Raw genomic sequence first — 18,910 nt, forward strand, 5'->3', positions numbered from 1 at the left:
TGGAACATCTGACGACTGGGAAATCACAACAAGCGATCTGTCCGTGCCGCGATCATGCAGGAGGTGGCGTGGTATCCTTCAGGCGTTTGCGCACCGCGACGCCATAAACGATCAGCGCCACACCCGCGAAGAGGAACCACTGAACGGCATAGGCCAGATGATTGTTCGGCACGGACGTGGGCTCGGGCGGCTGGCTGGGCGTCAGACCCGGCGCTGCCTTTTCGGAAACGATCATGAGGCGGAGCGGCATGGCCTTGCCGCTGATCCGCTCGACGAAGCCCGACTCGTCGGGCTCGTGCGTCGCGATGCCGCGCACGATCCCGCCTTTCCACTCGACCTTCGCGTCCGGCGTCGTGCTCACGCCCATATCGACGACCATGCCCGGCCCTTCGGCGCCGGTCGCGCAGTTGGCGATGTGGCGCCAGCCCGCCTGCCCGTTCGCGTTCTTGCCCCCCTGCACCTGCCAGCTCACGACGCGCAGGCAATTGCCCGTCAGCACGCGGAAGAGATAGGCGTCATCCACCGGATTGGCGGGATAGGCTGCAGACGGCCGCGCCATATTGGCCTGATAGGCCGCGACCGCCGCATCCTTTTGCTTGAGGCGCTGGAGCTGCCAGATACCAAGGCCAATCATCGCGGCCACGGCCAGCAGCACGATCAGGGTCGGGACCAGCGGCAGGCGCCGCAAAACGCCTGAAGGCGCGCTCGCTTCAGGCACGACCCATGCACCAGGGATCGGGCTGATGGTCGCGTGGCAATCCCGCCTCGTCGGGCCGTGGAAAACGCGCCTTGAACGTGAAGGCATCCGTCGTCGGCCCCAGCCGGTCGAGCATCCACAGCCGCGCGAGGCCGTCCGATACGCTCGGGATCGTGCCGGCAGGCACCCACCAGAGTGCCTGATAGGCGCACTCGAACCGCTCGAAATACTCCCGTCGCCGCGCCATGACCGGCGTGTGGGCGCTGCGATAGACGAAGTCGAAGAGCGCGTCGGCATCCTGCCAGACGGACATATTGGGAATGAGCAGTGGATCGCCGCCAATCGCCAGATCAGTGGCGCTGCCGCCATCATCCTTCAGGCGCCAGACGAAACCCGGCGATGCCCCGGCCAGCGCGTTGATCCGGTCGAGCGCATCGAAAAAGGGCTGCACGCGCGGATCGCCGCGCGGCGCGACGAGCCGGCCGATGTTGATCTGCGCGAGATGATAGTCCTGCGCGTGCATCGGCCGACCGGGTCTTATTCGCTGCGGATCAACCGCCGTGGACGGGCGCGCCCCAGCCGCCCCACACATAGACGGCGACGAAGAGGAACAGCCACACCACGTCGACGAAGTGCCAGTACCACGCCGCAGCCTCGAAGCCGAAATGCTGGCGAGGCGTGAAGTGGCCCTTATAGGCGCGGACGAGGCAGACGATCAGGAAGATCGTGCCGACCAGCACGTGGAAACCATGGAAGCCGGTCGCCATGTAGAAGGCCGAGCTATAGGGCGTCTCGCCGAACGGGAACGGCGCATGGGCATATTCATAGGCTTGGATGCAGCTGAACACCGCGCCCAGAATGATGGTGAGCCACAGACCCTTCTTCAGGCCCTCGCGATCGCCGTGAATCAGCGAGTGGTGCGCCCAGGTGACGGTCGTGCCCGAGCAGAGCAGGATCAGCGTGTTGAGCAGCGGCAGCTCGAACGCGTTCATCACCTCGATGCCCTTGGACGGGAAGAGGCCGTCAATGGGGGGCAGTGCGGAGGGGAACAGCGAGAAGTCGAAGAACGACCAGAACCAGCCGACGAAGAACATCACTTCCGAAGCGATGAACAGGATCATGCCGTAGCGCAGGTGAAGCTGCACGACCGGCGTGTGATCGCCCGCATGCGCTTCCTTGATGACGTCCGCCCACCAGAAGAACATGGTGGCAAGCACGCCGAGCAGGCCGAGGAAGAAGATCGTCCCGCCATGCGCCGGCATCGAGTCCGGATGCATCCAGCTCACGGCACCGACGGCCATGATGAGCGCCGACATGGAGCCCATGAACGGCCACAGGCTGGGTGGCAGAATGTGATAATCGTGGTTCTTGGCGCCGGCCATCTTTCGCGTCTTCCCCTTTGCGGCGCCCCTTCGGCGCGCCAGATTGTCTGACTCTGTGTCGCTCTTAGCTGCCGTCGGCCGGCTTCTCAACCGGATAGAAGGTATAGCTGAGCGTGATTTCCTGCGTATCCTTGTTGTCCGGGTCGTTCAGGATCGCGGGATCGATGTAGTAGAGCACGGGCATGCGCACCTGCTGGCCCGGCTTCAGCGTCTGCTCGGTGAAGCAGAAACACTGGATCTTGTTGAAATAGGCGCCCGCCTGCGCTGGCGTGACATTGAACACTGCACGGCCGGTCACGGGCTTGTCGGAGAGGTTCTTCGCCACGAAGATCGCCATGGACCGCCCGCCGGCATCCACGCTCATCCGCTTCTTTTCGGGATAGAATTGCCAGGGCATGCCTGACGCCATGTTCGAATCGAAGCGCACGGAGAAGGTCCGCGCGAGCGGCCGCCCCGGCTCCTGCTGTGCGGCACTGGCTTTTTCATATTGCGCTTCGCTCGCGCGCTGGGTCGTGCCGCCAAAGCCCGTGACCTGACAAAACAGACGATAGAGCGGCACGGAGGCAAAGCCGAGACCAAGCATGCCGAGCGCCAGCGCCACAGCGATAAGCGCAGTGCGCCTTGTGCCCGCCTGCTGGTTTGAAGCCTGGCTCGCCATTACGCGCCCGGCCCCGCGAGCTTCGCGATCGTGATGCCGAAGAAAAGGAGAACCAGCGCGCCAAGCAGCAGCGCCGTCAGGATCGAGCGGCTGCGCTGGCGCTTGCGGATGAGATCCTGTTCTTCGGGCGTCATACTGGCAGCATCCACCGATCGACCACCACCGCGCCGAAAAGCAGGAAGAGGTAGAGGATCGAATATTTGAACAGCCGCTTCTCCGGCTTCATCCGGGCAGGATCGGATTCGCGGTGAAACGAGACCTGCAGCGCCATCACGGCAAAGATGGCCGTGCCGACCAGTGCTGTCAGTCCGTAAATCGGACCAGTGAGCTGGAGCAGGACCGGCGCAAGCGCGGCCACGCCCATGATCGCGGTATAGAGCAGGATCTGGCGACGGGTCGCTACCTCGCCAGCCACCACCGGCAGCATGGGGATGCCGGCATTGGCATAGTCCATCCGCACGAAGAGCGAGAGCGCCCAGAAATGCGGGGGCGTCCAGAAGAAAATGAGCGCGAAAAGCGCAATCGGGAGCGCCGCGACATCGCCCGTCACTGCCGCCCATCCGATCAGCGGCGGAAAGGCGCCCGCAGCGCCGCCGATGACGATGTTCTGCGCGGTGCGGGGCTTCAGCCAGATGGTATAGACGACGACATAGAACAGGATCGAGACGGCGAGGATGGCTGCCGCCAGCCAGTTCGTCGCGACACCCATCAGCAGCACTGAGAACACGCCCAAGCCCACACCGAAATGCAGGGCCGTCTGCTTGTGCATCCGCCCATCGGGCAAAGGACGCCGCGCCGTGCGCTTCATCAGCGCATCACGATCGGCCTCGTACCACTGGTTGAGCGCGCCGGCGGCGCCAGCCCCCAGCGTGATGCACAATATCGCCGTGAAGGCGAGAACGGGATGAAGATGACCCGGCGCGACGAGCAGCCCGCACAGGCCGGTAAAGACGACGAGCGTGAGCACGCGCGGCTTGGTGAGCGCGAGCAGATCGCGCCAGTCCGCCGGCAGATGTGCCGGCAATGCTGGCCTGTCGCCAATCCCTGTCACCGCCGCGCTTGCCACCTCTGCTCGTCCATCTCCAACATGGGCACGTCCATGCCCTTTCACAATGCGCGAGACGGGAGCGCGATCACCGCACCCCCGTCCGCAATATCATCTCGTATGCCCGAGCCGCGCTCCGATCGTCAGTCGACGACCGGCAGCGTCTCGAACTGGTGATAGGGCGGCGGGCTGGACAGAGTCCACTCCAGCGTCGTTGCGCCCTCGCCCCACGGATTGTCCGCAGCCTTCTTGCCCGCGAGAAGCGACCAGAAGATGTTGACGAAGAAGATCAGGATACCGACCGCCATGATCTCATAACCGTGGCTCGCGACCCCATTCCAGTAGGCCAGCGCTTCGGTATAGTCCGGCACGCGGCGCTGCATGCCGCTCATGCCCAGGAAGTGCATGGGGAAGAACAGCACGTTCACGCCGACGAAGAACACCCAGAAGTGCAGGTGGCCGAGGAACTCGCTGTACATCTTGCCGCTGATCTTGGGGAACCAGTAGTAGAAGCCGGCGAACAGGCCGAACACCGCACCCAGCGAGAGCACGTAGTGGAAGTGCGCGACCACATAATAGGTGTCGTGCAGATTGTCGTCGATGCCGCCATTGGCCAGCACCACGCCGGTGACGCCGCCCACAGTGAACAGGAAGATGAAGCCCAGCGCCCAGACCATGGGGGTCTTGAAGCTCAGCGAACCGCCCCACATCGTTGCGATCCAGGAGAAGATCTTGACGCCCGTCGGCACCGCGATGACCATCGTGGCGGCCGTGAAGTACATCTTCACGTTCACGGTCATACCGGTGGTGAACATGTGGTGCGCCCACACGATGAAGCCGACCACGCCGATCGCAACCATGGCATAGGCCATGCCGAGATAGCCGAAGACAGGCTTGCGGCTGAAGGTGGAGACGATCTGGCTGATAATGCCGAAGCCCGGCAGAATCATGATGTAAACTTCCGGGTGACCGAAGAACCAGAAGAGATGCTGGTAGAGCTCCGGATCACCGCCGCCGGCCGCGTCATAGAACACGGTGCCGAAGTTGCGATCGGTCAGCAGCATGGTGATGGCCGCGGCGAGCACAGGCAGCGCGAGCAGCAGCAGGAACGCCGTGACCAGCACCGACCAGACGAAGAGCGGCATCTTGTGCAGCGTCATGCCCGGCGCGCGCATGTTGAAGATGGTGGTGATGAAGTTGATCGCGCCCAGAATGGAGCTCGCGCCCGCAATGTGGAGCGACAGGATCGCGAGATCGACCGCCGGGCCTTGGCTGCCGGTGGTGGAAAGCGGCGCATAGACCGTCCAGCCGGTGCCCGCGCCGTTACCCGTGCCACCGGGCACGAAGGTCGAGCCGAGCAGCAGGGCGAAAGCGGGGATCAGCAGCCAGAACGAAATATTGTTCATCCGCGGGAAGGCCATGTCCGGCGCGCCGATCATGATCGGAACGAACCAGTTGCCGAAGCCGCCGATCATCGCCGGCATCACCATGAAGAACACCATGATGAGGCCGTGCGCCGTAATCAGCACGTTCCACAGATGATAGGCCTGGTCGATCGTCGCGTCAGGGCCGTCCGCATAGGCGGCCCATGCCTGAAGATACTGGATACCCGGCTCGGCGAGCTCGGCGCGCATCAGGCCCGAGATCGCGCCGCCAATAATACCGGCGATGATCGCGAAGATCAGATAGAGCGTTCCGATGTCCTTGTGGTTGGTGGACATGAACCAGCGGGCAAAGAAGCCCGGCTTGTGATCGCCGTCATGATGGTCATCATGCGCGTGCGCGCCGTGGAAATCGTCGGCTGTTGCAGTGGTGCTCATGGATCAGACCCTCAGGAATTGGTCGTCGGCGCAGCGGCGTTCTCGGCCGGCGCTGGAGTGGATACGGGCGTCGCGGCAGGCGCGGCGGCGGGCGCAGCAGCCTCAGCCGCTTTCTCGCCGGCGGTCTTGCCGCCCTGCGAGCGGACCCACTGGTCGAACTGCTCTTTAGGCAGCGCTTCGACCGCGATCGGCATGAAGCCGTGACGCGCGCCGCAGAGCTCCGAGCACACGCCATAATAGACGCCCGGCTTGTCGATGGTGAAGGTCTTCTCGTTGAGACGACCAGGCACCGCGTCTTCCTTCACCCAGAAAGCGGGGATGGAGAAGCTGTGAATGACGTCGGCCGCCGTGATGATCAGCTTGATCGGCACGCCGACCGGCAGAACGAGGCGGTTGTCCGCGGCGAGCAGATAGGGCTCGCCCTCCGCCGCCGCCTTCTCGGCCGGCAGCAGGTTGGAGACATATTCCGGGATCTCGTTGTCGGGATATTCATAGCCCCAATACCACTGGTAGCCCGTGACCTTCACGGTCAGCGCATCCTTGGGGGCAGGCTTGAACTGCTTGGCGAGCAGGTCGATCGAGGGGATCGCCACGCCGATCAGGATCAGCACCGGCACCAGCGTCCAGAGGACTTCGATCAGCGTGTTGTGCGAGGTGCGGGAGGGATCGCGGCCTTCGCGCCGACGATAAGCCACCATCACCCACAGCAGCAGGCCAAGAACGAAAAGGCAGATGGCCGTGATGAGCGGCATCAGAATCGCGTTGTGCATCCAGAGCGCATAGTTGCCCGTGGAAGTGAACTGCTTCTGGAAGCTCAGCTCGCCCGGCGTAGGCTGACCAATGCCGGGGGTCGGTTTCATCCGCGCTGGCGCAGCGGGCTTTTCCGCTTCCGCCGCTGCCGGAGCCGCCGCCTCGTTCGTGGCCGCCAGGGGCGCGGCGGGAGCCGCAGCTGCCGCATGCGCAATGCCCGGACCAACGCCCAGGCCGAGCGCGGCCGCCAGCATCAAGGTTCTCAATTTTCCGTTCATTCGCTCGCCTGTCCCGCTTGTTTCTATGCGTCCCGCATGAGCATGCGGCAACGCACCCCTTTTGCGTGTCACCGGGCCGTATAAGCGGGCGCCCCGGCTATCTCAAGCGTTCTTCTGCCCTTTTCACGCGTGGTTGATTGTCGAGGGCGCGCTGGCTATCTGCGCGCGGACACGGAGTATCAAAAAGCAATGACGGAATCAGAGGTTCTGGCCGAGTTTCGCGCGGCGGAAGCGCTGCTGCAGGGCCATTTCGTGCTCTCCTCGGGCAAGCACAGCGCCAATTATCTTCAGTGCGCGCGCGTTCTGATGAATCCCGCGCGTGCGAGTCGCCTGGCGATCGCCCTCGCGCAAAATCTTCCGCGCGACATCCGCTCGGCGATCGAGGTTGTCGTGTCGCCGGCCATGGGCGGCATCATCATCGGCCATGAAATGGGCCGTGCTCTCGATCTCGACGCGCTCTTTCTGGAGCGGCCGCACGGCACGTTCATTCTGCGCCGTGGCTTTGCGATCAAGCCGGGCCAGAAAGTGCTGATGGTCGAAGACGTCGTCACCACCGGGCTCTCGTCGCGGCAGGCGATGGAAGCCGTGCGCGAGGCAGGCGGCGAAGTGATTGCCGAAGCCGCACTGGTCGATCGCTCTGCGGGCGAAGCGGATCTTGGCGTGCCCTTCTTCCCGCTCGTCAGCCTCAATTTCCCTGTTTACGAGGCGGATGCGCTCCCGCCCGAGCTCGCCGCCATTCCGGCGGTCAAGCCGGGCAGCCGGGCCTGAACATGCCCGTCGATGGGGCCGCGCATCGGCCGGGTCATCTGCGCCTTGGCGTCAACATCGATCATGTGGCGACTATTCGTAATGCGCGCGGAGGCACTTATCCCGATCCGATTCGCGCCGCGCTGATCGCGCAGGATGCCGGGGCGGACGGCATCACCGCGCATCTTCGCGAGGACCGCCGCCATATTATTGACGAGGATATCGGCCACCTCATTGGCGCCATTTCCCTGCCGCTGAACATGGAGATGGCGGCGACGGAGGAAATGCTGGGGATCGCCCTGCGCCATCGTCCCCATGCCGTCTGCCTCGTCCCCGAGCGGCGCGAGGAGCGCACCACCGAGGGCGGGCTCAATGCGGCGGGCCAGCATAATCATCTCAAGCCCATGATCTCTCGGCTCGGCGAAGCCGGGATTCGCGTCAGCCTGTTCATCGAGCCGGACCCGATGCAGATCGAGGCGGCAGTTTCGCTGGGCGCACCTGTCGTCGAGCTGCACACCGGGGCGTATGCGCACGCCGAGGGTGAAGCCCTCGCGTATGAACTGCGCCGCATTGCGGATGCCGCCGCGCTCGCCGCCAAGAACGGTCTGGAACCCCATGCCGGCCATGGCCTCACTTTCGAGAATGTGCAGCCCATTGCTGCGATCCCGCAGATCGCCGAGCTCAACATCGGCCATTTCCTTATCGCGGAGGCGATCTTCGACGGCCTTGGCGCGACTGTCCGGCGAATGCGCGCGCTAATGGACGAGGCGCGGTGAGCTTCGCTCAAAATGAAACGCTTGCGTCAGGCTGGCTGAAAGCCGGAATACTCATGACCGGTGTTATGGCTTTTCCGCTTGCGCTGCTGATGGCGCTGGAAGCGATATTCGTGTTCGGATCATGGGAAGAGAGTTGGCACATTCGGCTGCCATGCATTGGCAGTCCTCTCTATATCTTACTGCTGCTTAAGGCCGCACTGAGTGCAAACCGACGGGGTATGTACCTACTATCGGCGACTGAGACGTTTCTCGCCGCCGCCCCTGCCCTCGCAGTCGTTGCATTAATGATTTGGGTCGTTTCTCAATCATGATTATCGGTCTGGGCTCCGACCTCTGCAATATCGAGCGGATTCAGTCCTCGCTCGACCGGTTCGGAGAGCGCTTCGAGCAGCGCTGCTTCACGGATCTTGAGCGCGCCAAGGCCAATGGCCGCCCCTTCACCAAGGCGAGCACTCTGGCAAAGCGATTCGCCGCCAAGGAAGCGTTCAGCAAGGCCGTGGGAACCGGCTTCAAGGCAGGGGTGTTCATGAAGGACATCGGCGTGGTCAACCTCCCCTCCGGCGCGCCGACCCTGGCGCTCACTGGCGGTGCGAAGGACCGCCTCGACGCCTTGACCCCGCAAGGGGCTACCGTATTTGTGCATGTGACGTTGACCGACGACCATCCTTGGGCGCAGGCGTTCGTCATCCTGGAGGCGAGATGGCCGTGACGGACGAACCGCAGATCGAACCCGCGAAGAGCGACGATACGCCCGTGGAACATGAGGGGGCGTCCAAAAAGACCGACTGGATCGGAGAGATACGCAGCATCGCGATCCTCATTCTGGCGGTGCTCGCTTTTCACAGCTTCATCGCCAAGCCCTTTTACATCCCGTCCGAATCGATGATGCCGGTGCTGCTAACCGGCGACCGGCTCGTGGTGACCAAATATCCCTATGGCTGGTCCTATGTGTCGCCCAGCTTCCACCTCCTGCCTCCCATCAAGGGGCGGCTGTGGGGCAAGATGCCCGAGCGCGGCGATATCGTCATCGCCACCCCGCGCGACCGGCGTGAGGATTACATCAAGCGCGTCATCGGCCTGCCGGGCGATCTGCTTGAAGTGCGGGACGGCATCGTGATTCTCAATGGCACGCCCGTGAAGCAGGAGTGGCTGGAACCGCTGCGACTGCCGGTGGACGAGGATGCGCCCTGCGATCCCCGTCAATTTCCCGGCGCGCTTCAGTTCAATCCCGATGGCAGCCGGGTCTGCGTGCTGCCCGTGAAGCGCGAGACGCTGCCCAACGGTCGCAGTTACGAGATTATCGACATGGGTGCGCGCGAGACCGACTATTATGGCCCGATCCGCATCCCTGCGGACCATGTGTTTCTGATGGGCGACAACCGGGACAACAGCGCCGACAGTCGCGTCCCGCTGGAGCTGCTGGGTCTTGGTGGCCCGATCCCGTGGGAGACGATCGGCGGCCGGGCAGAGTTCATCACATTCTCGCTCAATGGGTCGGCCTCGCTCAATCCGCTGAGCTGGGTCCACGCCTTCCGGTCGGATCGGACGGGTAACAGCCTGCATCCGGCCCGCACGGCGCAGGAGCCTAAATGACGCCGCCCCGCGCGGCCGCTGGCGCCAAACGCGGCGCCGGCACAGCATCAGCGACGCGAAAGCGCGCCAGCGCTTCCGGGGCGGTGGAGAAAAAGGGCATCTCCGGAGAATCGATCACCGCCAGTCCCGGTCCCGCCGACGCTCACAGCGCCCTGTTCTGGCGCGAAGTGGGGCGCGCATGCATCTGGATCGGCACGATCGCTGCCGCCGCTCTCGTTGTCCTGCTCGTCCAGTCCATTCTTTTCATCATCGGCGCGATCGTCATCGCGGTGATGCTGGATGGTGGCACGCGGCTGCTTGGTCGCGTTCTCCCGATCAATCGCGGGCTACGCCTCGCCATCGTGGTGATTGGCGTCGTCGCTTTCGTCGTCTGGACATTCTACCTGACGGGAAGCCAGATCGCGGCGCAGGCCGCTCAACTTCCCACTCTCGTTGAGAGCCAGGTCGAGCGAATCAACGCATGGCTCGCCTCGCGTGGCGTGAATCTGGGCCTTGGCGATCTGCGCTCCGCCGCCAGCCAGATCATGAGTTCGCTCGGTCGCGTCACCGCCGCGATCTCCACGGCCGCTGGTATCATCTCCAGCCTCGTGATGATGATCGTGCTCGCCATCTTCCTTGCTGTCGAGCCGCAAGTCTATTCGCGCGGCGTGGCCTGGTTCGCGCCGGTCGAGCGGCGCGGCGAGATTCACGATCTCATTCAGCGCCTCGGCTACACGCTGCGACGGCTTATGGCCGGACGGCTGCTGGGGATGCTGGTGACTGGCCTGTTCACTGGCATATTGCTCATGATCGGCGGCGTACCGATGGCGACCTTGCTCGGCCTTCTGACCGCGCTGCTCGCTTTCCTGCCCAATATCGGCGCGATCCTGTCCGGTGCGCTCATCACGCTCGTCGGCTTCTCGGTGGATGTGCAGCACGGCCTTTATGCGCTGGGCGTCTATTTCGCGGTGCAGATGGTGGAGAGCTATCTCATCACGCCCACTGTCGCGCGGAAAACCGTTGATCTGCCCCCGGCGCTCGTGCTGGGCGCGCAGATTCTCTTCGGTGCCCTGTTCGGCATCATCGGCCTTGCTCTGGCCGATCCCATCGTCGCGATGACAAAAGTCATTCTCGAGGAGCGCGCGAAGGCGCGGGTCAAGCGACCGCCGGAAGAGGTCTAAGCTCTTCCATCTTCACCCCGGGCTGGACCCCGTGGTCCAGCTGCCTCTGTAGCGGGATCTCAGCTACGGCCTACCCGATGGACGCTCGGCAGCCTCAGGGCTGCGGGGCCATGTCCGGCATAGGTGCGCCGCTCTCGCCCTGCTGGCTCTGCATCTGCTGCTGCAGCATGCGCTGGAGCTGCTGCTGTTGCTGCGCCTCCATGATTTCGGCGCGCGTCTTGAACTCGTGGAGCTGAATGTCGAACTGCAGCGGCGAGTTAGCGGGGATGCCCGGCGGCGGAGAGGCGCCATAGGCCTTGTCGGCCGGGATCCACACGCGCATCCGCCCGCCCTTGCGCATCAGCGTGATCGCCTCCGCGAAGCCCGGCACCGTGCCGGCAATCTCCATCGGCGCGCCCGGATTCTCGTCGAACACCTTGCCGTCCGGCAGCGTGCCCTTGTAGCCGATCAGCGCGAAGTCGTCCCGCGTGGGGCTCGGGCCTTCGCCCGGCTTGATGATCTGATAGCGCAGCCCGCTCTCGGTGCTGCCGAACTGGCGCACGCCTGCCCAAGAAAGCGTTGCCGCGCACGCACCGACCAGAACGATTCCCAGCCAGAACCGGCGGACCGATCCCTTGGCGATGGGGCGAAGCGGTACGGCGGTCACCGACATGAGATGTTCCTGTAGCTGAGACGCAAAGGGCGCCACCCTGGCGCCCTCTGGAGAATTTTGACCGAAGCTCTTACCGGGCGCCGTCGCGCTCGGCGCGCTTGCGCTCCAGCTTGCGCGCGCGGCGGACAGCTGCCGCCTTCTCGCGTGCCCGCTTCTCGGAGGGCTTCTCATAGTGCCGGCGGAGCTTCATCTCGCGATACACGCCTTCGCGCTGCAGCTTCTTCTTGAGCGCGCGCAGAGCCTGGTCGACGTTGTTGTCGCGAACGATGATTTGCATAAGCCGGTCTGTCTCCAATCTCGATGCCGTCGGATCAAGCGCGAAAAAAGCGCCCGGCACCGCGACGAATATATCCAAAAATGCAAGACGCCGCGAAAGCTAGGTCCGCGGCGAAACGCTGCGCCCCTACCAGCACCTGCCTGCGCGATCAAGCGGAAACGGTCGACAAGGCGGAGGAACTGCCGCATTCTCCGCCGGCAATAAAGCATAAGTCGCACAGGAGAGACGCATGGCCACCGCCATAGATGCCCGCCAGTGGACCGAAGCGGAATGGGCCGCACGGCGCCAGCTTGCCGCCTGCTACCGCATCTTCGATCATTTCGGCTGGACCGAACTCATCTACAATCACATCACGCTGCGCGTGCCAGGCGAGGACGACGCCTTCCTCATCAACGGTTTCGGCCTGCATTACAGCGAGATCAAGGCCTCCAATCTCGTGAAGGTCGATATCGACGGCAAGCGACTCGACTCGAACGCCGGACCGATCAACCCCGCCGGCTTCATGCAGCACAGCCTGTTCCACCGCCATGTGCTGGATGCGCATTGCGTCATCCACACCCACACCACGGCAGGCATGGCCGTCGCCTCGACACGCGAGGGCCTTCAGCCGACCAATTTCTACAGCGCCGCCTTTCACGGCCAGATCGCCTATCACGACTTCGAGGGCGTCACGATTCGCGAGGAAGAGGGCACACGCCTGCTCGCGAATCTGGGCGACAAGCGCGTCATGATCCTGCGCAATCACGGCCTGCTGGTCATGGCGCCGACACTGCCGGAGGCGTTTCTGCGCTATTTCCTGCTAGAGCGCGCCTGCGCGGCGCAGATCGCGACCAGCCAGGCGGGCACGCCCATGCCGGTGCCGGACGAAGTCATCGCGGTTCATCAGCGCGATCTCCAAGCCATGCAGGCCTTCGGCTCACCCGGCGCCCCGGACTTTGCCGCGATGGTCCGTGTCATCGACCGGATTGACACGAGCTGGCGCGACTGATTGACGGGATGGCGTGACCCGCTTCACTGTCAACGACCGCCCGGTCCAGTATCGCATGGACCCGCAGACCCCGCTCCTGTGGGCGCTGCGGGATGCGTCCAACCTCACTGGCACCAAATATGGCTGCGGCACGGGCGACTGCGGCGCCTGCACGGTGGACATAGATGGTAGAGCGGTGCGCTCCTGCCAGATTACCATCGCGGCCGTCGAAGGGCGCTTCGTCACCACGATCGAGGGGTTGTCGTCTGATCGCGATCATCCGGTGCAGCAAGCATGGGCGGCACAGAGCGTGCCCCAGTGCGGCTATTGCCAGTCCGGCATGATCATGGCCGCGCAGGCCCTGCTCCGCCGCAACAATAATCCCACGGATGAGCAGATCGATACGGCGATCACCAATATCTGCCGCTGCGGCACCTATCCACGCATTCGCGAGGCGATCAAGCAGGCCGGCCGCATCCTGCGCGACGAGGAGCGCGTGTCTGCCGCGCCCGCACCGGGCATTACCCCCGCCGAGGCCGCGCGTGAGGTGCCGGCCCTGCGCGCGCCGGGCAAGGACTAGTGCGCACTAAGAGGACGCATAGGCAGCTATCGCGGCTTTGACGATAAAAGCGGACTGTCCGGACAAGACGACATTGCGGACGTAGGTTACTGTGTTAGCTTCTCGCATGCAGCAGCGCGCTTGGCTCAAATATGTCCATTGGTTTGGCTACTTCGCGAGCCTTGTCGTTGTCATTGAGTTCATCGCGATCGGATATGTTGCCACGGCTGAATGGATGGGGCGCTCAGCGCGCTCGGACCATACACGAATGCATGACGGACCGCTTCTGGATCGATTAAAATCAGATCAGGACAATGAAGTGGCGAATCTTCTAGAAAAAACACCACCGTTTTCTGATCGCTATCAGGATGGTTTGCGTATGGTTTCGATGCCATCCTTCGGTGACACCTATTTTTCTATCTCATTACGCCGAGTGCAGGCCGGGGCCGAGGGGCAAATCATTTTCACGCCGGTAAGATCAGGGCTCGGATCAAGCGGTTCATTCAAATTCAAAATGGCATCATCAGCTTATGCGAGGCTGGTGGCAGAACTTGACGTATTATCGGCGGAGTGGACCAGCGAGGCTAGCTTTTGGACCGATGGAACCAGAGTCGCATATGAGCGCGCAAAGAACGGACATCTGACCTCCGGCTTAGGTAATTCGCCCAATTTCTATGGGAAGATCAATGCCGCGGTTTTCAATGCCATTCGCCCCTCGGTTGCGCAGTTGAGCAGGTTTGAAAACGATGGTCATCCAATGGGGACTTTTGACTAGGGCCGCTGTCCTTTTCCCCCGACAAAACATACATCCCCCATTAGCATGGCGCGGCCTGAAAGCGGGCCTTTCAGAGAGGTTGGGTGACACCTCACATGACTCGCCCCGAAGCGGGACGCTCCGCCAAAGAGCCCCCGATTCTTTCAGGATGCTGTCCACGCTATTCAGCATGATGACATAGCGAACGCGCTATTTCCCTTGGCATGCCGGGAAAGCCGGCTCCTGGATTAAGGATAGGATGCGATGAGGACGTGGCTGACTGCCCCCTTGCTGGCGGCGACGATTTTAGGCTCGATGGTGCCATCGATCGCGCAGGCGCAGGAGGGCCAGCGACAGGGCCGCTGGAACCGTGGCGGGGATGCGGGCGTGAGCGCCCCCCGTGGCCCCGGCATGCGCAGCGGCGGGGACATGCGTGGCGGCAACTGGGGTCGGCAGAATGGCGGCGAGATGCGCACGCAGCGCCCCTCCATGCCCGCTGGCGACGGACAGGCCGTGAACCGCGCTCCGCGTGGCGACTGGGGCCAGCGCCGCGCCGATGGCGATAATGGTTGGCGCGGACGCCAGCCCGGCCAGACCGTCACGCCACCTGCTCCCCCGCCGGCTGCGGCGCCCGCTCCCCGTATCGAGACCAATGGTCGCGACCGCGCGCAGTGGCAGCAGCGCAGACCCGATGGTTGGCAGGGCAATCGCCCGGACGTTGGGCGCCCCGGAGACAACCGCCCCGGCGGAGACACGGTGCGCGGCCGCAACCCCAATGGAGACGCCTTGGCCGATGCCGCGCGGCGCGACTGGATCGAGCGCAATCGTGACCGGAACGACAGGCGCGACGACCGCCGGGATAATCGCAACTGGGATCGCGACCGCAACGGCGCGAACTCTCGCTACGGCTGGAACGGCAACAACAATTGGGGCCGTCCGGGCTATCAGCAGCGCCTGTCCGATCGCGACCGGTGGAGCGGCAGCCAGCGCTGGAGCCGGGACTGGCGGCGGGACAATCGCTACGACTGGCAGCGCTACCGGCAGCTCAATCGCAGTTATTACCGGATGCCGGCCTATTACGCGCCTTATGGCTGGAACGGCGGTTATCGCCGTTTCTCCATCGGCATCTTCCTGAGCAACAGCCTGTTCGCGCAGAACTACTGGATCGACGATCCATGGTATTACCGCCTACCCCCGGCTTACGGCACGATGCGCTGGATCCGCTATTATGATGACGCTCTGCTCGTCGACATGCGCGACGGCTATGTCGTCGACGTGGTTCACGACTTCTTCTGGTGAGCATCTCGACCATCACGAGACATTGACCAGCCGGGCTTCCTGAGCGGCCTTCAGGAAAGACTGGGCGGTGTGCGAGTCTATCGCACATCGCCCTTTTCTTGCGACTCTTCGCCGCGTCACCCCCTTGTCCGCTCGGGCTGTCGATGGCACGGGGAGGCCATGGTGATGACCTGGCCCGACGACGCCGACGCCCCCTCGCCCGCCCGCGCCGCGATCGGCGATGCCGTGCGCACGCGCCTCTCCCGCAACCCGATGGTTTCGCAGGTGAAGACGCCCAAGGCGGACATGTTCCTACGCCACGGCTTCCTCAGCCCGCCGGAATGCGAGGAAATGAAGAGGCGCATTGATACCGACGCCGTGCCGTCACAGCTCTTCTCTGGAACCGGTAACGCGCTTTACCGGACGTCGAGCAGCTGCAATTTCAGCGCCTATGATCCGTTCATCGCCAGATTGACGCAGCGGATCGACACGCTGCTGGGCTATGATGGCACATGCGGCGAAACGCTGCAGGGTCAGCGCTACGAGCCGGGACAGGAATATAAGCTCCACTGCGACCATTTTCCCGGCATCGCCCATTACTGGCCCGCGATGCGCGAGACGGGAGGTCAGCGTTGCTGGACGGCCATGGCCTATCTCTGCGACGTGGACGCAGGCGGCGAGACGATGTTTCCCCGGCTCGATGTAATGATCCCGCCCCGGCGCGGCACCTTGCTCATCTGGAATAACATGGGCCCGAACGGACAGCCCAATGGCGAGACTGTCCATGCCGCCCGCCCGGTGGAGCGCGGCGTCAAATATGTCCTTACCAAATGGTATCGCGAGCGACCCTGGCTGCCCACGACCCCGGCGTGATGTTTGCTATCCACTGAGGTGGATGCACCGCACCACTCCGCGACAATTCGAGACATATCTTTCCGTTTTCTGACCGTATCGTTTCCAAGGGGTTCAGCCAAACGCGCTCATAAGGCGTTTATCGGGTGCATTGAGCGGTCCGCCGGCAGGCGGCGTCTCAGGCCCGACGTGAAGGAGACGAACCATGCGTAAACTCATTCTTACTGCGCTTGTCGCCGCGATTGCCCTCCCCAGCGCCGCTATGGCCCAGTCGGCTGGAGAGTTGCGCCGCGACCGTCAGGACATTCGTCAGGAACAGCGCGATTTGCGTCAGGCCCAACGCTATGGCGACCGTCGCGACATACGCGAAGAACGCCGCGACGTGCGTGAGGCGCGTCAGGAATATCGCGAGGACTGGCGCGACTATCGCAAGACGCATCGCACTGTTTATGCCCGCGGCAACTGGAATGCCCCGTTCCGCTATCAGCGCTTCGCGGTCGGCGCACCGATCCGTCCGGCATATTTCGGCCAGCGTTACGTGATCGCCAACCCCGCGCGTTATCGCCTGCCCCCGGCCGGCCCGAATATGCGCTGGGTACGCCATTATGACGATGTGCTGCTCGTCAACGTCCGCACGGGCCGCGTAGCCCGCGTGTATAACGGCTTCTTCTGGTAAGACCTTCCTGCTTGCCAGCAGCGCGGCCCGGTCGTCCATGTGACGGCCGGGTCGTCGCGTTTCGGGCCGTTCTCCATTGTCTCGCGGAAACGCCAGTGTTAGCCCGGCAACACACGATCGACAGATCGACACAAATCCCGGAGACATTCATGACACGCTCGTTCACGTGCACTCTCTCGGCGATAGCGCTTGCCCTGTGCGCGCCCGCCGCGCTCGCCCAGGCCCCCGCTTCCCCGCCCGCATCGACCGCACAAGCGCCCAAGGGCGAGGATGCGAAGCTCCTCCAGCTGTTCAAGGATTCGGACGAGGCGAACCTCAAGCGCAATCCCATCAACGCGCTTTTCCGCGGCGACCTGCGCTATGCCGACGAGCTGGGCGACTATATTAGCGACGCTTATTACGATGCCGAGCGTAAGGCGGCGCAGGACGAGCTGGACGCGCTCCATCGCATCGACCGCGCGAAGCTGACTGACGTCAACAAGATCGCCTACGACGTCTATGAATATAACCACAAGGACACGCTGAAGGGCCTCAGCCCGGAAATCCTCCGGCTAACGGCCGTGCGCCCGATCAACCATTTTTCGGGCTTCCACACCTTCTATCCGACTTTCGCCTCGGGCAAAGGCGCCGCGCCGTTCAACACGGTCCTCGACTATGAGAACAACCTCAAGCGTCACAAAGGCTATGTCGTCCTGATCGACCGGTCGATCGGCCGCTTCCGCGAGGGCATGAAGTCCGGGGTTCTGGAAACAAAGCTCACAATCCAGAATGTGATCGCGCAGCTCGACACGCAGCTTGCGCAGAGCCTTGAGGAATCGCCCTTCTACGGGCCAGTCCAGCAGTTCCCCGCCACCTTCTCCCAGTCGGACAAGGACCGGTTGACTGCCGCGTATAAGGACGCGATCATCAATGGCATCTATCCCGCGCACAAGCGGCTGCGCGACTTCCTGAAGACCGAATATCTGCCAGTCGCACGGGACAGTGTTGGCCTCGGCCAGATGAAGGGCGGCCCGGCGCTCTACGCCTATCAGATCCAGAGCACGACCACATTGCCGCTCACCCCGGACTATATTCACACGCTTGGCCTGTCGGAGGTCGCACGGATTCGCACCGCGATGGACCAGATCCGCCAGGAAGTCGGCTTCAAGGGCACGCTGGGCGAGTTCTTCACCTATGTCCGCGACGATCCCAAGTTCCACCCGCAGTCGCGTCAGTGGATGACCGACGAGTTCTACAAGGTCGGCAAACAGGTCGACGAGAAGGTCGCCAGCCAGTTCTCGACCATTCCCAAGACCAAGCTGGAAATCCGGCCCTATCCCGAATTCCGCGAGAAATATGAGGCCGGCGGCTCCTATGAGCCGGGCACGCCGGACGGGTCGCGGCCAGGCGTGTTCTATTTCAATGCCTATGATCTGCCTTCGCGCAGCATACCGGGCATCACCACGCTTTATCTGCACGAGGGCGCGCCGGGCCATCACTTCCAGATCAGCCTTGCGCAGGAAAATCCGGACCTGCCCGCCTTCATCCGCTTCGGCGGCAACACGGCTTATGTCGAGGGCTGGGCGCTCTATGCCGAGACGCTGGGCTATGATTTCGGCTTCTACAAGGACCCCTATCAGCGGCTCGGCACGCTGGATGACGAGATGCTGCGCGCGATGCGGCTGGTCGTCGATTCAGGCATCCACGCCAAGGGTTGGACCCGCGACCAGTCCATTCAGTACATGCTGGACAACAGCTCGATGGGCCGGACGGATGCCACGGCGGAAGTCGAGCGCTACATCGCCATTCCCAGTCAGGCCGTGGCCTACAAGATCGGCGCGCTCACCATCCAGCGCCTCAAGAAGAAGGCGCAGGACGCGCTTGGCAGCAAGTTCGACGTCCGGGATTTCCACGCTCAGGTGCTGATGACCGGAGCACTGCCGCTCAGCGTGCTGGAAAAGAAGATCGACGACTGGATCGCGGCGAAGAAGGCCGGCTGATCCGAGCGCA

At 63.3% G+C, this 18,910-nt stretch carries 23 protein-coding genes; 13 read left to right on the forward strand and 10 right to left on the reverse strand.

All coding sequences use genetic code 11. From position 1 onward, the window contains the following. Positions 1 to 52: 52 nt before the first annotated feature. The 8 genes from ACNAOH_RS06060 to coxB all read right to left on the reverse strand — a co-directional run bounded on the left by ACNAOH_RS06060 (position 53) and on the right by coxB (position 6,630). Positions 53 to 718, reverse strand: a complete 666-nt coding sequence (locus ACNAOH_RS06060; RefSeq protein ID WP_443971857.1) for an SURF1 family protein — start codon at positions 716 to 718, stop codon at positions 53 to 55. Beyond that, a complete protein-coding gene (locus tag ACNAOH_RS06065) occupies positions 711 to 1,220 on the reverse strand; it encodes a DUF3291 domain-containing protein (protein WP_443971858.1) in 510 nt (169 codons plus the stop codon). The genes ACNAOH_RS06060 and ACNAOH_RS06065 overlap by 8 nt, the downstream gene beginning before the upstream one ends. Positions 1,221 to 1,248: 28 nt before the next feature. Continuing rightward, positions 1,249 to 2,079, reverse strand: a complete 831-nt coding sequence (locus tag ACNAOH_RS06070; RefSeq protein ID WP_443971859.1) for a cytochrome c oxidase subunit 3 — start codon at positions 2,077 to 2,079, stop codon at positions 1,249 to 1,251. 64 nt (positions 2,080 to 2,143) lie between these two features. Further along, entirely contained in the window at positions 2,144 to 2,737 is a 594-nt protein-coding gene (locus ACNAOH_RS06075) for a cytochrome c oxidase assembly protein (RefSeq protein WP_443971860.1), read from the reverse strand. Continuing rightward, positions 2,737 to 2,871 carry a hypothetical protein gene (locus ACNAOH_RS06080; protein WP_443971861.1) on the reverse strand — a complete coding sequence of 45 codons (135 nt, stop codon included), beginning with the start codon at positions 2,869 to 2,871 and terminating at the stop codon, positions 2,737 to 2,739. The genes ACNAOH_RS06075 and ACNAOH_RS06080 overlap by 1 nt, the downstream gene beginning before the upstream one ends. After that, a complete protein-coding gene (locus tag ACNAOH_RS06085; RefSeq protein WP_443971862.1) occupies positions 2,868 to 3,803 on the reverse strand; it encodes a heme o synthase in 936 nt (311 codons plus the stop codon). Before ACNAOH_RS06085 ends, ACNAOH_RS06080 begins: the two co-directional genes overlap by 4 nt. A gap of 122 nt (positions 3,804 to 3,925) precedes the next feature. Continuing rightward, entirely contained in the window at positions 3,926 to 5,602 is a 1,677-nt protein-coding gene (gene ctaD, locus ACNAOH_RS06090) for a cytochrome c oxidase subunit I (protein ID WP_443971863.1), read from the reverse strand. Between the two features lie 11 nt (positions 5,603 to 5,613). Next, the gene (gene coxB / locus ACNAOH_RS06095) at positions 5,614 to 6,630 is read right to left on the reverse strand and encodes a cytochrome c oxidase subunit II (protein ID WP_443971864.1); all 1,017 of its coding nucleotides are present in this window, start codon (positions 6,628 to 6,630) and stop codon (positions 5,614 to 5,616) included. 189 nt (positions 6,631 to 6,819) lie between these two features. Between coxB and pyrE the strand changes: the two genes are divergently transcribed. From pyrE to ACNAOH_RS06125, 6 genes are read left to right on the forward strand one after another with little or no spacing between them, the layout of a single operon-like run. Continuing rightward, entirely contained in the window at positions 6,820 to 7,398 is a 579-nt protein-coding gene (pyrE, locus tag ACNAOH_RS06100) for an orotate phosphoribosyltransferase (protein WP_443971865.1), read from the forward strand. Positions 7,399 to 7,400: 2 nt separating this feature from the next. Beyond that, positions 7,401 to 8,153, forward strand: a complete 753-nt coding sequence (locus ACNAOH_RS06105; protein WP_443971866.1) for a pyridoxine 5'-phosphate synthase — start codon at positions 7,401 to 7,403, stop codon at positions 8,151 to 8,153. Beyond that, positions 8,150 to 8,464, forward strand: coding sequence for a hypothetical protein (locus ACNAOH_RS06110; protein WP_443971867.1), 315 nt, complete (start codon positions 8,150 to 8,152; stop codon positions 8,462 to 8,464). Before ACNAOH_RS06105 ends, ACNAOH_RS06110 begins: the two co-directional genes overlap by 4 nt. Further along, positions 8,461 to 8,862 carry a holo-ACP synthase gene (gene acpS / locus ACNAOH_RS06115; protein ID WP_443971868.1) on the forward strand — a complete coding sequence of 134 codons (402 nt, stop codon included), beginning with the start codon at positions 8,461 to 8,463 and terminating at the stop codon, positions 8,860 to 8,862. Before ACNAOH_RS06110 ends, acpS begins: the two co-directional genes overlap by 4 nt. Beyond that, positions 8,853 to 9,746 (forward strand): signal peptidase I, encoded by an 894-nt coding sequence (gene lepB, locus ACNAOH_RS06120; protein WP_443971869.1) that lies wholly within the window; start codon positions 8,853 to 8,855, stop codon positions 9,744 to 9,746. Before acpS ends, lepB begins: the two co-directional genes overlap by 10 nt. After that, a complete protein-coding gene (locus ACNAOH_RS06125; protein ID WP_443971870.1) occupies positions 9,743 to 10,906 on the forward strand; it encodes an AI-2E family transporter in 1,164 nt (387 codons plus the stop codon). The genes lepB and ACNAOH_RS06125 overlap by 4 nt, the downstream gene beginning before the upstream one ends. Before the next feature lie 94 nt (positions 10,907 to 11,000). Here the strand turns inward: ACNAOH_RS06125 and ACNAOH_RS06130 are convergent, their stop codons facing one another. Both ACNAOH_RS06130 and rpsU read right to left on the reverse strand, forming a co-directional pair. Then, positions 11,001 to 11,558: an FKBP-type peptidyl-prolyl cis-trans isomerase gene (locus tag ACNAOH_RS06130; protein WP_443971871.1), complete on the reverse strand. Its 558-nt coding sequence runs from the start codon at positions 11,556 to 11,558 to the stop codon at positions 11,001 to 11,003. Positions 11,559 to 11,628: 70 nt separating this feature from the next. Then, the gene (gene rpsU, locus ACNAOH_RS06135; RefSeq protein WP_014075155.1) at positions 11,629 to 11,835 is read right to left on the reverse strand and encodes a 30S ribosomal protein S21; all 207 of its coding nucleotides are present in this window, start codon (positions 11,833 to 11,835) and stop codon (positions 11,629 to 11,631) included. 229 nt (positions 11,836 to 12,064) lie between these two features. On the opposite strand from rpsU, the gene ACNAOH_RS06140 reads away from it, so the two are divergent. From ACNAOH_RS06140 to ACNAOH_RS06170, 7 genes are all read left to right on the forward strand, one after another. Then, positions 12,065 to 12,823, forward strand: a complete 759-nt coding sequence (locus tag ACNAOH_RS06140; RefSeq protein ID WP_443971872.1) for a class II aldolase/adducin family protein — start codon at positions 12,065 to 12,067, stop codon at positions 12,821 to 12,823. A 13-nt stretch (positions 12,824 to 12,836) separates the two neighbouring features. Further along, the gene (locus ACNAOH_RS06145) at positions 12,837 to 13,382 is read left to right on the forward strand and encodes a (2Fe-2S)-binding protein (protein WP_443971873.1); all 546 of its coding nucleotides are present in this window, start codon (positions 12,837 to 12,839) and stop codon (positions 13,380 to 13,382) included. Positions 13,383 to 13,488: 106 nt separating this feature from the next. After that, positions 13,489 to 14,136 (forward strand): hypothetical protein, encoded by a 648-nt coding sequence (locus tag ACNAOH_RS06150; protein WP_443971874.1) that lies wholly within the window; start codon positions 13,489 to 13,491, stop codon positions 14,134 to 14,136. Positions 14,137 to 14,379: 243 nt separating this feature from the next. After that, positions 14,380 to 15,414 (forward strand): RcnB family protein, encoded by a 1,035-nt coding sequence (locus ACNAOH_RS06155; RefSeq protein WP_443971875.1) that lies wholly within the window; start codon positions 14,380 to 14,382, stop codon positions 15,412 to 15,414. A 159-nt stretch (positions 15,415 to 15,573) separates the two neighbouring features. Further along, entirely contained in the window at positions 15,574 to 16,266 is a 693-nt protein-coding gene (locus ACNAOH_RS06160) for a prolyl hydroxylase family protein (RefSeq protein WP_443971876.1), read from the forward strand. A 184-nt stretch (positions 16,267 to 16,450) separates the two neighbouring features. Then, positions 16,451 to 16,921: an RcnB family protein gene (locus tag ACNAOH_RS06165; protein WP_443971877.1), complete on the forward strand. Its 471-nt coding sequence runs from the start codon at positions 16,451 to 16,453 to the stop codon at positions 16,919 to 16,921. A gap of 149 nt (positions 16,922 to 17,070) precedes the next feature. Then, positions 17,071 to 18,900: a DUF885 domain-containing protein gene (locus tag ACNAOH_RS06170; protein ID WP_443971878.1), complete on the forward strand. Its 1,830-nt coding sequence runs from the start codon at positions 17,071 to 17,073 to the stop codon at positions 18,898 to 18,900. Positions 18,901 to 18,910 lie beyond the last annotated feature (10 nt).

This window comes from Sphingobium sp. CR28 (assembly GCF_052327305.1).
Taxonomy (GTDB): domain Bacteria; phylum Pseudomonadota; class Alphaproteobacteria; order Sphingomonadales; family Sphingomonadaceae; genus Sphingobium.

Bases quoted from the DNA above. Each gene is read 5' to 3' on its own strand.
- ACNAOH_RS06065 (WP_443971858.1), bottom strand. From the start codon at position 1,220: ATGCACGCGCAGGACTATCATCTCGCGCAGATCAACATCGGCCGGCTC.
- ACNAOH_RS06070 (WP_443971859.1), bottom strand. From the start codon at position 2,079: ATGGCCGGCGCCAAGAACCACGATTATCACATTCTGCCACCCAGCCTG.
- ACNAOH_RS06075 (WP_443971860.1), bottom strand. From the start codon at position 2,737: ATGGCGAGCCAGGCTTCAAACCAGCAGGCGGGCACAAGGCGCACTGCG.
- ACNAOH_RS06080 (WP_443971861.1), bottom strand. From the start codon at position 2,871: ATGACGCCCGAAGAACAGGATCTCATCCGCAAGCGCCAGCGCAGCCGC.
- ctaD (WP_443971863.1), bottom strand. From the start codon at position 5,602: ATGAGCACCACTGCAACAGCCGACGATTTCCACGGCGCGCACGCGCAT.
- coxB (WP_443971864.1), bottom strand. From the start codon at position 6,630: ATGAACGGAAAATTGAGAACCTTGATGCTGGCGGCCGCGCTCGGCCTG.
- pyrE (WP_443971865.1), top strand. From the start codon at position 6,820: ATGACGGAATCAGAGGTTCTGGCCGAGTTTCGCGCGGCGGAAGCGCTG.
- ACNAOH_RS06105 (WP_443971866.1), top strand. From the start codon at position 7,401: ATGCCCGTCGATGGGGCCGCGCATCGGCCGGGTCATCTGCGCCTTGGC.
- acpS (WP_443971868.1), top strand. From the start codon at position 8,461: ATGATTATCGGTCTGGGCTCCGACCTCTGCAATATCGAGCGGATTCAG.
- lepB (WP_443971869.1), top strand. From the start codon at position 8,853: ATGGCCGTGACGGACGAACCGCAGATCGAACCCGCGAAGAGCGACGAT.
- ACNAOH_RS06125 (WP_443971870.1), top strand. From the start codon at position 9,743: ATGACGCCGCCCCGCGCGGCCGCTGGCGCCAAACGCGGCGCCGGCACA.
- ACNAOH_RS06130 (WP_443971871.1), bottom strand. From the start codon at position 11,558: ATGTCGGTGACCGCCGTACCGCTTCGCCCCATCGCCAAGGGATCGGTC.
- rpsU (WP_014075155.1), bottom strand. From the start codon at position 11,835: ATGCAAATCATCGTTCGCGACAACAACGTCGACCAGGCTCTGCGCGCG.
- ACNAOH_RS06140 (WP_443971872.1), top strand. From the start codon at position 12,065: ATGGCCACCGCCATAGATGCCCGCCAGTGGACCGAAGCGGAATGGGCC.
- ACNAOH_RS06150 (WP_443971874.1), top strand. From the start codon at position 13,489: ATGCAGCAGCGCGCTTGGCTCAAATATGTCCATTGGTTTGGCTACTTC.
- ACNAOH_RS06155 (WP_443971875.1), top strand. From the start codon at position 14,380: ATGAGGACGTGGCTGACTGCCCCCTTGCTGGCGGCGACGATTTTAGGC.
- ACNAOH_RS06160 (WP_443971876.1), top strand. From the start codon at position 15,574: ATGGTGATGACCTGGCCCGACGACGCCGACGCCCCCTCGCCCGCCCGC.
- ACNAOH_RS06165 (WP_443971877.1), top strand. From the start codon at position 16,451: ATGCGTAAACTCATTCTTACTGCGCTTGTCGCCGCGATTGCCCTCCCC.
- ACNAOH_RS06170 (WP_443971878.1), top strand. From the start codon at position 17,071: ATGACACGCTCGTTCACGTGCACTCTCTCGGCGATAGCGCTTGCCCTG.